Raw genomic sequence first — 11,570 nt, 5'->3', positions numbered from 1 at the left:
GCCCCGCATCGGGGGCGGCTGTTGCCCGGTCGGGTTGTCCCAGCCCTACTCGTCGGCGAAGATTCCGGGCGAGGTCGGCTTCCCGTCGTCGAACTTCGCGAGATAGTCGATGATGATCTGGCGGTTGACGGCGAAGCCCTTGTAGTCGGCCAGCTCGTCGGGCAGGTCGCGGATCACCCGGTGCAGCCGGCGCGCCCATTTCGGCACCGTCACCAGATCCTCGAGCGCGATCAGGTAGCAGCGGATCGGAAAGGCCAGCGCGTTCGAGCGCGGCAGCCGCCAGAAGCTCTGCAGCTCCACCCGCAGATATTGCCTGGCCCCGACATTCTCGGGGGTGATGGTGCGCTTCTCGGGGCCCCAGAGGTGATAGTTCTCGGGGCTGGTGTCCAGACGCGGATTGACCGTCATCGTCCAGTTCAGCCGCCGCGACGGCGCGCCCTGCTGCACCGCCAGCAGGAATTTCAGCGCCCGCTGGAAGATGCCCAGCTCGGCCGCCTTCGGCACCGGCGCATGCCATTCGAAGAAGTTCATGCCGATGTCGAAATCCAGCGACCAGTCCGCCTGGCTGGTCACCATGCCCGCATCCATCCACAGGTTGCCCTCGCGCTGGTCCAGCAGCGCGAAATCGCCCTGCGCCTGGCGGGTGACGTATTCCAGCGGCCCGCAGGGCAGCGTCGTCGGGTCGAGGAAGGTGAAGCGCTGCTCGATCCCCAGCGGCCGGTTGATCCAGTGCCAGCGGTCGCCGTCGCGATGCAGCTGGAACAGCTCGGGGTAATCCTCGGCCTTGCACTGCATGATCAGCTCCAGCAGGTCCCAGCCCGCCAGCGCCATATGCGGCAGCGACTGGCAGCGCAGCGGGTCCCCGGCCAGGGTGATCGCCCGGTCGCGCATCTCGGCCACGTAATGCTCGTCCACGTCGAAGCGCTTCTCGAAGACGCTGCCGGCGCGGCCCCCCGTCCCGTGCGGCTCCATGTTGACGGAATACATGTAGTCGTCCTTGTCGAACGGGAACGGAAAGCGCCGGATGGCTTCGGCCGAGTTGCGGAAGCTGTAATCGTCGCGGAAGGTCTCGTCGTTGAACCGGATGGTCATGGCCGGGCTCCTATCGGTCGATGATCAGCGTCTCGCCGCGGAAGCGCGAGACGCAGGGCATGATGCGGCTCTGCGAGGAGCGCTCGTCCTCGGACAGCCAGTGGTCGTGATGCTCGATGCGGCCGTGGCAGGACAGCACCCGCGTCTCGCAGCGCCCGCAGGCGCCGCCGCGGCAGGACCAGTCGATCTCGGCCCCGGCCGCCTCCAGCGCCTCGAGCAGGCTCTGATGCGCGCCGACCGCGATGGTCCGCCCCGAACGCGCCAGCACCACCGCGAAGGGCCGGCCGGGCGGCGGCGCCTGGAAGACCTCGGAATGCAGCGCGGTCTGCGGCCAGCCCAGCCGGGCGCCCGCTTCCGCCACCGCACCGATCAGCCCCTCGGGGCCGCAGGTATAGACATGCGTGCCAAGCGGCTGGCCCGACAGGATCGCGCCCAGATCCATGCGGTTGCCCTCCTCCGAGATATGGGCATGGATATGCGGCACATCCGGCAGCAGCTTCAGCCCGGCCGCCTCGGCGCGCGAGCGGGCGGCGTAATGCAGCTCGAAGGGCAGCTGCATGCGCAGAAGCTGGCGGACCTGGGCGACGAAAGGGGTGATGCCGATGCCGCCGGCGATCAGCACGTGCTTGCGGGCCCGCAGGTCCAGCGCGAAGAGGTTCAGCGGCAGCGAGACGCGCAGCAGGTCGCCCGCCCGCACCCGGCCATGCATGAAGCGCGAGCCGCCGCGCCCGCCATCCTCGCGCCGCACCGCGATCTCGTAGCCCGAGCCGTCCTGCGGGTCCGAGATCAGCGAATAGGCGTTGCGGCGCAGCACCTCGCCGTCCGGCATCTCGACCACCACATGCGCGCCGCCGGAAAACAGCGGCAGGGCCGCGCCCTGCGGGTGTTCGAAGCGGAAGCGCTTGACCAGCGGCGTCAGCGGCTCGGCCGCCGCCACGCGCAGCATCAGGGACGTCATGGCTTGATCTCCTGCGGCTCGGGCACCTGGCCCGGGGTCTCGGCATCGACGCAGACCCCCTGGAAGGCGCCGATGCGGCGCGAGTAATGGTCGCGCACGAACAGGTTCAGCCCGCAATGCGAACAGGCGAACGGGTCGGTGGCGACGTTCTCGGTGATGCCCTTGCAATGCACGCATTGCACCCGCCGGGCGAAGCCGCCGCGATGCTCGGCATCGATCGCCTCCAGCGGCATTCCGGCGGCCAGCGCCTCGGCCGTGGCCTGGCCGATCAGCCCCTCGCCGCCGGCAAGATAGAGCCGGGTGCCCATATGCGCCTCGGCCAGGGCCCGGGCGAAGCGCGGCCGCAGCGCCGCCCAGCTCGGCCCCTCGACATAGCCGGCCGGCCCCAGCGCCCGCAGCCGCGACCCCAGTTCGGGACCGGCGCCGGCGGGGATCCAGAACAGCTGCGCCCGGCGCATGACCGAGGGGTCGGCCCGGGCCAGCGCGGCCAGCGCCTCGCCGCCCGCGCCCTCGGCCAGCATCAGCGAGGCCAGCGCCCCGTGCGGGCGCAGCCCGCCATAGACCGGGCGGCTGGGGATGGAAGATGAAAATTCCGTGGCTCGCATTGGCGGCGTTCTCCCTGTCGCGGAGGGGGCGGGGCGGTCCTGGCGCCGCCCGCGCGCCCCGGGGTCGGTTCAGCCCTTGGCGGTGCGGCGCTTCTTCTCGGGGTCGTGGAAGGGCATCGGCTGCGCCGTGGCGGCGATCTCGCCGCCCGGGTTGCGGATCGTCAGCGGCGTGCCCGGAACCGCGCAATCCACCGGCATCCGCGCAATGCCGATATTGTGCCCGTTCAAAGGGCTGTAAAACCCGATGGTCACCACGCCCACCTCCTTGCCGTCCCGGATGATCGGAGCGCCAGAAAGCGCAAGGGCGCGCAACCGCGCGCCCCCTGTCCGATCGTTCCCTGCCCGATCGTTCCGATCCGGGCGCGTGCGGCAGGCGTTCTTCCGGTGCAGTCCCCCCGTCCCGCAGGCAAGCGGCCGGGCGCGGGCCGGCGCGTCGCAGAGGCTCGGGGCGAGGAGGATGCCCGAGGTCCCTGCCCGCCGCTGCAATCCGGTCGTGGTCGCAAGATCCTTTTCCATCTGTCAGGCCCCCGTCGGTTGTAAATGAGGTATGGGCTTTGCCGTTCTTCCTGCTGACCGCCGGGGCCGTCCCCGACGCCTGCGCTTGTCGCCACCGGCCGCGCCTCAGGCGCGGGGGCGTTCCTTCTTGGGGTCGTAATGCGGGAAGGCTGCGACCTTCGCCGCGATGCGCTTGATATGCCCGTCCAGCCGCCCGACCTCGACCGCGGTGCCGGGTTCGGCATGGGCGATGTCGATCCGCGCCAGCGCGATCATCTGCCCCGTGCGCGGCGAGCGCATGGCCGAGCAGACCTCGCCCACCTGCGCCCGGCCGATGCGGATGCAATCGCCATGGCCCACCGCGTCCTGCCCGTCGATCTCCAGCCCGACGAACTTGCGGCTGGGATGGTCCTTGCGCCGGATCAGCGCCTCGCGGCCGACGAAATCGGCGTTCTTGGACTTGAGCGGCACCGTGAAGCCCACGCCCGCCTCGAACGGGTCGGTCTGGTCGCTGAAATCGTAGCCGGCAAAGACCAGCCCGGCCTCGATCCGCACCAGGTCCAGCCCGGCAAGGCCCATGGGCTTGAGCCCCAGCGGCTGGCCGGCGTTCCAGACTGCCTCGAAGACCACGTCGCCATGCCTGGGATGACAGAAGATCTCGTAGCCCAGCTCGCCGGTATAGCCGGTGCGCGACACCACCACCGGCACGCCCCTTTCGCCGCCGATGCGGCCGACGGTAAAGCGGAACCAGCCCAGATCGGCCAAGGCGGGCTGATGCGGCGGCGTCCAGACGATCCCCGCCATCAGCTCGCGCGATTTCGGCCCCTGCACCGCCAGGTTGTGCATCTGGTCGGTCGAGGAGCGGATCATCACGTTCAGGCCCAGCTTCTCGGCCTGCTCGCGCATCCAGACCCCGCCCTCGTCGCTGCCGCCGATCCAGCGGAAGTTGTGCTCGCCCAGCCGGAACAGCGTGCCGTCGTCGATCATGCCGCCATGGGGATGGCACATCGCCGAATAGACCACCTGCCCATGGCCCAGCTTGGCCACGTCGCGGGTCAGCACCCAGTTCATCAGCGCCTCGGCATCGGGGCCGGTCACCTCGAACTTGCGCAGCGCCGACAGGTCCATGACCACCACGCCCTCGCGGCAGGCCCAATAGCTTTCGACCGGGTCGCATTCCGGGAAGGAATTCGGCAGCCAGAAGCCCCGATACTCGACGAAATCGCGGGTCAGGGCGGCGAAATTCTGGTGGAAGGCGGTCTCACGGGTCATGATCGGCTCCGCGTCGGGGGTGGCGCGCCAGGCGGTGGCACGGCTGAACCGTTCCTGCGCGCCATAGCTGCGGACATGAATATCGGTCAGGTGCCAGCCATTGGCGGCGGTGGTGTCGTCGGGACAGGCCGAGGAGACGCAGACCAGATCGGTCAGCGCCCGCAACAGCACATAGTCGCCGGGCCGCGACCAGGGCTCGTCGGCATACATCACGCCATGCGCATCGATGCCGGTGTTGAAGAAGAAATTCGCCGCCATCCAGCCGGCGCGGGCCTCGACCCCATAGGGCGCCAGGACGGCGTTGAAATTGTCCGTGCAGTTGGCATGGCCCGGATAGCCGATATCGTCGTAATATTTCGCCGAACAGGCCAGCGCGAAGGCGTCGTGGCGCCCGCAGGTGTCCTGCACGACCTCGACCAGCGGCGTCAGGTCGTGGTCGAAATATTTCGCATGCAGCCCCGGCATCGGATAGGCATGGCCCTGGATGGTGCGGGTCGTGGTCACGTCCAGCGGATGCACGATGCCGCGGTCCAGCTTGCGCGCGTCGAAGCACTGGAAATCGGTGCATTGCCGGCCGTCCACGTCGATGATCTGGATGAAATCCCCGGCCTTGACGGTATAGGCCTCGGCGGTGGCGGACTTCACCCGCAGGTCCAGGAGCGGATCGGCCAGCGGCGTGGGCAGGGCGAAATGCCCTTGGCGGCGCGGATTGGCGCGGGTGATGCGCAGGGTCAGCGGGGTCGAGGTGTCCTGCGCCTCGAAATCCATGACGCCGCCCGGCGCGGCGGCGATCAGCCAGCCGGGTGCGGCGGCGGTCAGCGCCACGGTCTCGCCCGGCCGCGTCTCTGCCCCGAACAGGCCGATGGCACGGGCCTCGGCCAGCGGGATGCCCAGCTCGGCCAGCCGGCGGCGCAGCGATGCAAGCCCCGGCCCGTCCGAGGACAGCAGGGCGCGCAGCCCATCGGCCGGTGCGTCGGCGGCAGCGCCAAGGATCGCCGGGTCCAGCCGGCCGTCGGCATGCGCGGCCAGCAGTTCGCAACGCTGGCCGCCCTCGTCATTGATGATCTCGATCCGGTCGCCGGTCGCGATCTGCACCGCGACGGCGCCGGCGCCGGGAACGGCATAGCGTTCGACCCCGGGCGGCAGGGTGAAGCCGGCGGCGCGGCGCACATGGGTTGCGCGCGGCGGGCCGGGCCGGAACAGGCTTTCTGGCGGCAGCTGGAGCATCTGGACCTCCCAGGAGGAAAAAGGTGGGGCCGGATGCCCGGCCCCAGTCGGGGGGAAAACCCTGCTCAGTTCATCAGATAGGCTTCCATCGAGTCGTCGAGCGCATCCTTCCAGGGCGTGTGATGCTTGGGCGCCATGGTGCCGGTGATGACCGAGCGATAGGAGTGGTTGCGGAAGGCCATGATGTCCTCGGCCTTGTGCTTCTTCCATTCGTAGAAGGCCGCGCAGGCGCCATCCACGTCGAAACTGGGATAGTCGGTCTCGGCGATCAGTTCCTTGACGTAATCGGCCTGATAGCGGATCGCGTATTTGACGTCGTCCGAGGCTTCCTCGCGTTCTTCGCGCTCGCGCACGTCGGCCATCAGCACCTGCTTGTCCTGCGGCACCTCGATCCGGCCCATGACGATGTCGCGCACATACCAGGCCTGCGCGTCGAACATGTTGAAGGTGAACCACTGGTCCTGCATGCCCAGATAGAACAGGCGCGGATTATGGACCCAGACCACCCCCTTGTAGAGATCCGCCGCCGCCAGCCGGTTCGCGGTCTTCAGCCGCAGATCGTCGGGCAGGAACGGGAAATAATGCTTGTAGCCGGTGCACAGGATGATGGCGTCCACCTCCTTGCGCGAGCCGTCCTTGAACACGGCCTCCTTGCCCTCGACCCGGACCAGTGCCGGCTTCTCCTGCCAGTTGTCGGGCCATTTGAAGCCCATGGGCGCGCTGCGATAGCAGGAGGTGACGGATTTCGCGCCGTATTTCCAGCATTGCGAGCCGATATCCTCGGCCGAATAGGACGATCCCATGACCAGCACGTCCTTGCCGGCGAATTCGCGCGCGTCGCGGAAGTCGTGGGCGTGGACGATGCGGCCGTTGAAGGTCGAGAAGCCCTCGTATTCCGGCACGTTGGGGGTCGAGAAATGCCCCGAGGCCACGATCACATGGTCGAATTCCTCGGCATACATGTGATCCTTGACCAGGTCATGGGCGGTGACGGTGAAGATCCCGCGGTCCTCGTCATATTCGACATGCCGCACCACGGTCGAGAAGCGGATCCAGTCGCGGACCCCGGCCTTGACCACCCGGCCCTCGATATAGTCGAACATCACCGCCCGCGGCGGATAGGAGGCGATCTGCTTGCCGAAATGCTCCTCGAAGGAATAGTCGGCGAATTCCAGCCCCTCCTTGGGGCCGTTGGTCCACAGATAGCGATACATCGAGCAATGCACCGGCTCGCCATATTCGTCCAAGCCGGTGCGCCAGGTATAGTTCCACAGCCCGCCCCAGTTCGACTGCTTCTCGAAACAGACGATTTCGGGGATCTCGGCCCCCTTCTGGGCCGCCGACTGAAAGGCTCTCAGCTGCGCAAGCCCCGAAGGACCCGCGCCGATGATGGCAACGCGCTTCTTCATGTTATTGGCTCCCTGTTCGCCGGTATGGACCAATTTTCCGAACTGGTTCCATCGGCATGAACCAAGTAAGAGCCGATTGCGGCCATAGGTCAACAATTTTTCTTCACTGGAATATAAATTCGTCGGATTCGAGGCGTCAAAACCGGCAGAATTCCGCTATAGATGAATTCATGCGCACGCCATCGCTCGCCCAGCAGCTTGTCGTCACCGGTTCGATTCCCCGGCTGAACGCCGAGAATCGGTCGGCGCTGCGAGTCGGTTTCCTGGCGCCGCTGTCGGGCCCCGAGGAACGCTGGGGCGCGCCCGGCCTCGGCGGATGCCGGATCTGGGCGGACTGGATCAACGACCATGGCGGGCTGATGGTGGCGGGCAAGCGCCACCGGCTGGAGATCGTCGCCCATGACAGCGCCGCCGATCCCGCCGCGACGCTGGAGGCGGCGCGCGACATGGTCGAGCGCAAGCGCGTCCGCCTGGTCCTGACGCTGGGCGGCGACAGTTTCGCGCCGGCCCTGCCCTATCTGATGGCGCGGCGCGTGCTGGTGGCGACGCTGCTGCCCTCGGACCTGTCGCCCGACACGCCCAGTCTGATCGCACCGGCCGAGTTGCATCCGCTGTTCAACGTCACCGGCGTCGAATGGCTGACCCGCAGCCGGCCCGCGATGCGGCGGGTGGCGCTGTGCAGCCAGTCCGACCGGCTGGGCCTGCCCTCGCTGGCCGTCTATCGCGCCGCCTTCGAAGCGGCGGGCCGGCCCGTCGTCAGGGAAATCCGCTATGATCCGGGCGAGACCGACGCGCGCTCGATCGTGCGGGCGATGCTGGAGCAGGCGCCGGACCTGCTGTGCTGGTGCACCTCGCCCGCGCCGATGACCCGCGCCCTGACCGAGGCCGCGCATGATCTGGGCTGGCGCGGCCCGATCCTGGCCTGCACCGGCGACGACTATCCGCGGCTGATCGCCAGCACCTCGGCCGAGTTCATGTCGCGCTATGTCTTCCAGTTCCCGGATTTCGACGACCCGCTGCTGGCCGACAAGGCCTTCTTCTTTCGCCGCCCCAAGGCCTTCTTCGACGCCTACAACGCCCGCTTTCCCGGCGAATGGAGCGCGGTGAGCTGGGAATACGCCTCGATCCTCGACCTGTGGCAGAACGCGGTGGAAAGCGCCGACACCGTGGCGCCGATCACCGTCCTGGCGGCGATGAAGCGGCACCAGCAGATGCCGCATGTCTTCGGTACCGCGCGCTGGTGGGGCAGCGCGCTGTTCGGCATCGACAACGCGCTTGTCGGCGACTGGCCCGTGGTCGGCATCCGCAACGGCAGGGCGCGGATCATCGAATTCGGCTCGGTGCTGGACTGGCTGGAACGCCACGCCCCGCTGCTGCGCCAGCATCTCGAGCAACTCGGGCAGATGTGGTATCAGCGCCTCGACCCGGCGGCGGAGCTCAGTCCTCCTGCAGCAGAAGCTTCTGGTCCTCGATGAGTGCGAGCTTCATGAATTCGGTCGCCTCCTCGATGTCGCGGGCGGCGATGGCGTTGAACAGGGCGTTGTAGCTGCGCTGATAGATGGCGATGCGGCTGGGGGTCAGGTGCCGGCGATACATGGCGGCGCGAAAGGCCTGCCGGCGGGCGTCGATGACCAGGTTGTAGCAGGCGATCAGCAGCGGATTGTCGGTGCCGCTGGCGATCTGGCGGTGGAATTCCTCCTCCAGCCGGACGAAGGCGTTGGCATCGGCCTGCACGGCCTCCATCTGCGACAGGGTTTCCCCCAGCGCCTCGATCCGGCGCGGCGACATGTTGATGATCGCCAGCCGGACCATCTCGGGCTCCAGGATGCTGCGCACGACCTGCAGATGCAGCGGGCCGGTTTCGGCCGCCACCGGACTCAGCGATTCGCTGCTGCCGCCGGCATCGTAGGTGACGAAAGAGCCCGAGCCGGCGCGGCGCCGGATCATGCCCCGCGCCTCGAGCTGGTCCAGCGCCTCGCGCACCGTGTTCCGCGCCACCCCCAGATCCTGCGCCAGCTGCCGCTCGGAGGGCAGGCGCTCGTCGGTGTCGTATTCCTGCGACACGATGCGCATCGCCAGCGTGTCGATGACATATTGCACCGTCGTGCCGACGACGGGCTCGGCGGCGGCGCCGGTCGGGCGGCGGGTGGGGATGGTCACGTCTTGCATTTCCTCGTTTGGCCCAAGCCGGGCCGGCGCAGGATAGCCGGTCCCGCGGGCAAGGTCGATGATCGGCATCGGCCGCGCCGGCGCAGGGCCGTCCGCCCCTGCACCCGTCCGCCGCCGGGCGGACCGCCGGCGAAGGCCGGGCCGGAGCCGGCCCGCGGCCCATGGCCGGCCGGGTTCAGCCCGAACCGATATCCAGCAGCCGCCGCACCAGCTCGAAGCTGTTGCGCACCCCCGTCTTGCGGATCATGTTGGCGCGGTGCACCTCGACCGTGCGGGGCGAGCAGGCCAGCGATTTGGCGATCTCCTTGCTGGTGAAGCCGTTCACCAGATAGCCGGCGATGCGCTTTTCCGTCGCGGTCAGCAGGCTGCCGGCCCCGACCGAGCTTTCCAGCGGCCGGTAGGTCCAGATCGCCAGCCGGTGCGGGTCGTCCTGGTCCATGGTCCGGCCCCTGCCCTCCATCCAGACGATCCGCCCGTCCTTGCGGCGCATGAAACGCTCGTCCCGGTAGAAGGGCCGCTCTTGCAGCGCCTTGCGGGCGCGCTCGCCCACCAGCTCGAAATCCGTCTCGCCGGGATAGAGCATGCGCATGGATTGGCCTTCGAGCGCGCGCGGGGGCCAGCCGAACACCGTCTCGACCATCAGGTTGGCGCGGACGATCACCCGCTCGGCCAGCACCAGGGTCGCGTCGGGCGCGTTCTGGAAGCCCAGGCTGTCGCAATCGCGGCCCGAGGGCCGCCAGCGCGGAGTCTGCATGGTCGCGATACCTATTGATCTAAGTATTCCTACGGATAGAGCATTCCCCGCCCATGCGACAGGGTTGATCGCGGCGGAGCGGCAATCGGCGCCCGCGGCGGGTCAACGGATCGGGGAATGCGAATGGCGGGATCGAACAAGATCTATCCCAGCGCGGATTTGGCGCTTGGGGGTTTGCTTCGTGACGGGATGGTGATTGCGGCGGGGGGCTTCGGGCTTTGCGGCATCCCGGAGCTTTTGATCGAGGCGATCCTGCGCGCCGGGACCAGGGAGCTGACCATCGCCTCCAACAATTGCGGCGTGGACGGGTTCGGGCTGGGCAAGCTCTTGGACTCGCGGCAGATCCGCAAGATGATCTCCTCCTATGTCGGCGAGAATGCCGAGTTCATGCGCCAGTATCTCTCGGGCGAGCTGGAGCTGGAGTTCAACCCGCAGGGCACGCTGGCCGAGCGCATGCGGGCGGGCGGCGCCGGCATCCCGGGCTTTTATACGAAAACCGGCGTCGGCACGGTGATCGCCGAGGGCAAGGAGCATCACGATTTCGACGGCGAGACCTATATCCTGGAACGCGGCATCGTCGCCGACCTGGCCATCGTCAAGGGCTGGAAGGCGGACGAGTCGGGCAACGTGGTGTTCCGCAAGACCGCGCGCAACTTCAACGTGCCGGCGGCGAAATGCGGCCGCATCTGCGTCTGCGAGGTCGAGGAGATCGTGCCGACGGGCAGCCTCGATCCCGACGCCATCCACCTGCCGGGGATCTATGTCCATCGGCTGATCCAGGGCCAGCACGAGAAGCGCATCGAGCAGCGCACGACACGTTCGCGCGTCTCCGACACGACCGGCAAGAAGGAGACCGTCTGATGGCCGCCGAAATCAAGGGCTGGGACCGCAACCGGATGGCGGCGCGGGCCGCGCAGGAACTGCAGGACGGCTGGTATGTGAACCTCGGGATCGGCATCCCGACGCTGGTGGCGAACTACATCCCCGAGGGGGTGCATGTGACGCTGCAATCGGAAAACGGCATGCTGGGCATCGGGCCGTTTCCTTACGAGGGCGAGGAGGACCCGGACCTGATCAATGCCGGCAAGCAGACGGTGACCGAGCTGCCGCAGACCGCCTATTTCGACAGCGCCGAGAGCTTCGCGATGATCCGCGGCGGCAAGATCGCCATGGCGATCCTGGGGGCGATGGAGGTGGCCGAGAACGGCGACCTGGCGAACTGGATGATCCCCGGCAAGCTGGTCAAGGGCATGGGCGGGGCGATGGACCTGGTGGCGGGCGTGGGCCGGGTGGTGGTGGTGATGGACCACACCAACAAGGCGGGCGAGTCGAAGGTGCTGAAATCCTGCACCCTGCCCTTGACGGGCCAGGGCGTGGTGAACCGGATCATCACCAATCTGGGGGTGCTGGACGTGGTTCCGGGCGGGCTGAAGATCGTCGAGCTGGCCGATGGCGTCAGCGAGGACGCGCTGCGCGCCGCGACCGAGGCGGCGATCGTCGGGTGAGCTGACAGGGGGAGGGGGCTTCCGCCCCCTCTTGCGGCTGAAGCCGCAATTCACCCCCGAGGATATTTGGACAAGAAAGAAGGA

Annotated in this window: 10 protein-coding genes and 1 pseudogene; 3 read left to right on the top strand and 8 right to left on the bottom strand. The window is 68.0% G+C overall.

Annotated features, from left to right (window positions below):
• Positions 1-45: 45 nt before the first annotated feature.
• From L632_RS0120950 to L632_RS0120925, 6 genes and pseudogenes are all read right to left on the bottom strand, one after another.
• Positions 46-1,092 (bottom strand): DUF3445 domain-containing protein, encoded by a 1,047-nt coding sequence (locus L632_RS0120950; protein WP_028714562.1) that lies wholly within the window; start codon positions 1,090-1,092, stop codon positions 46-48.
• Between the two features lie 10 nt (positions 1,093-1,102).
• Positions 1,103-2,050: a PDR/VanB family oxidoreductase gene (locus L632_RS0120945; RefSeq protein ID WP_028717399.1), complete on the bottom strand. Its 948-nt coding sequence runs from the start codon at positions 2,048-2,050 to the stop codon at positions 1,103-1,105.
• Complete coding sequence (locus L632_RS0120940) at positions 2,047-2,655, bottom strand: dimethylamine monooxygenase subunit DmmA family protein (protein ID WP_028714564.1); 609 nt, start codon at positions 2,653-2,655, stop codon at positions 2,047-2,049. The genes L632_RS0120945 and L632_RS0120940 overlap by 4 nt, the downstream gene beginning before the upstream one ends.
• 69 nt (positions 2,656-2,724) lie before the next feature.
• A pseudogene (locus L632_RS25045) lies at positions 2,725-2,946 on the bottom strand (glycine cleavage T C-terminal barrel domain-containing protein); the annotation flags it as partial.
• Between the two features lie 330 nt (positions 2,947-3,276).
• Positions 3,277-5,649 (bottom strand): DUF1989 domain-containing protein, encoded by a 2,373-nt coding sequence (locus L632_RS0120930; protein WP_028714622.1) that lies wholly within the window; start codon positions 5,647-5,649, stop codon positions 3,277-3,279.
• Positions 5,650-5,714: 65 nt separating this feature from the next.
• On the bottom strand, positions 5,715-7,058 hold the full coding sequence (locus tag L632_RS0120925) for an NAD(P)-binding domain-containing protein (RefSeq protein ID WP_028717534.1): 1,344 nt from the start codon (positions 7,056-7,058) through the stop codon (positions 5,715-5,717).
• 170 nt (positions 7,059-7,228) lie between these two features.
• Here L632_RS0120925 and L632_RS0120920 point away from each other — a divergent pair, with 170 nt between their 5' ends.
• The gene (locus tag L632_RS0120920; RefSeq protein ID WP_028717533.1) at positions 7,229-8,533 is read left to right on the top strand and encodes an ABC transporter substrate-binding protein; all 1,305 of its coding nucleotides are present in this window, start codon (positions 7,229-7,231) and stop codon (positions 8,531-8,533) included.
• Here the strand turns inward: L632_RS0120920 and L632_RS0120915 are convergent.
• Positions 8,496-9,227, bottom strand: coding sequence for a FadR/GntR family transcriptional regulator (locus L632_RS0120915; RefSeq protein WP_028714624.1), 732 nt, complete (start codon positions 9,225-9,227; stop codon positions 8,496-8,498). The two genes, L632_RS0120920 and L632_RS0120915, sit on opposite strands and share 38 nt — an antisense overlap.
• 175 nt (positions 9,228-9,402) lie before the next feature.
• The gene (locus tag L632_RS0120910; RefSeq protein WP_028714625.1) at positions 9,403-9,981 is read right to left on the bottom strand and encodes a LuxR C-terminal-related transcriptional regulator; all 579 of its coding nucleotides are present in this window, start codon (positions 9,979-9,981) and stop codon (positions 9,403-9,405) included.
• Positions 9,982-10,104: 123 nt separating this feature from the next.
• Here L632_RS0120910 and L632_RS0120905 point away from each other — a divergent pair, with 123 nt between their 5' ends.
• Together L632_RS0120905 and L632_RS0120900 are read left to right on the top strand one after the other, a co-directional pair.
• Positions 10,105-10,842: a CoA transferase subunit A gene (locus L632_RS0120905; protein ID WP_028714626.1), complete on the top strand. Its 738-nt coding sequence runs from the start codon at positions 10,105-10,107 to the stop codon at positions 10,840-10,842.
• Positions 10,842-11,486, top strand: coding sequence for a 3-oxoacid CoA-transferase subunit B (locus L632_RS0120900; protein ID WP_028716246.1), 645 nt, complete (start codon positions 10,842-10,844; stop codon positions 11,484-11,486). Before L632_RS0120905 ends, L632_RS0120900 begins: the two co-directional genes overlap by 1 nt.
• Positions 11,487-11,570: the final 84 nt, after the last annotated feature.

Source organism: Paracoccus sp. J39 (assembly GCF_000518925.1).
Lineage (GTDB): Bacteria > Pseudomonadota > Alphaproteobacteria > Rhodobacterales > Rhodobacteraceae > Paracoccus.
Note: the sequence above shows the minus strand (reverse complement) of the source record. Positions and strands in the feature narration are given on the sequence as shown.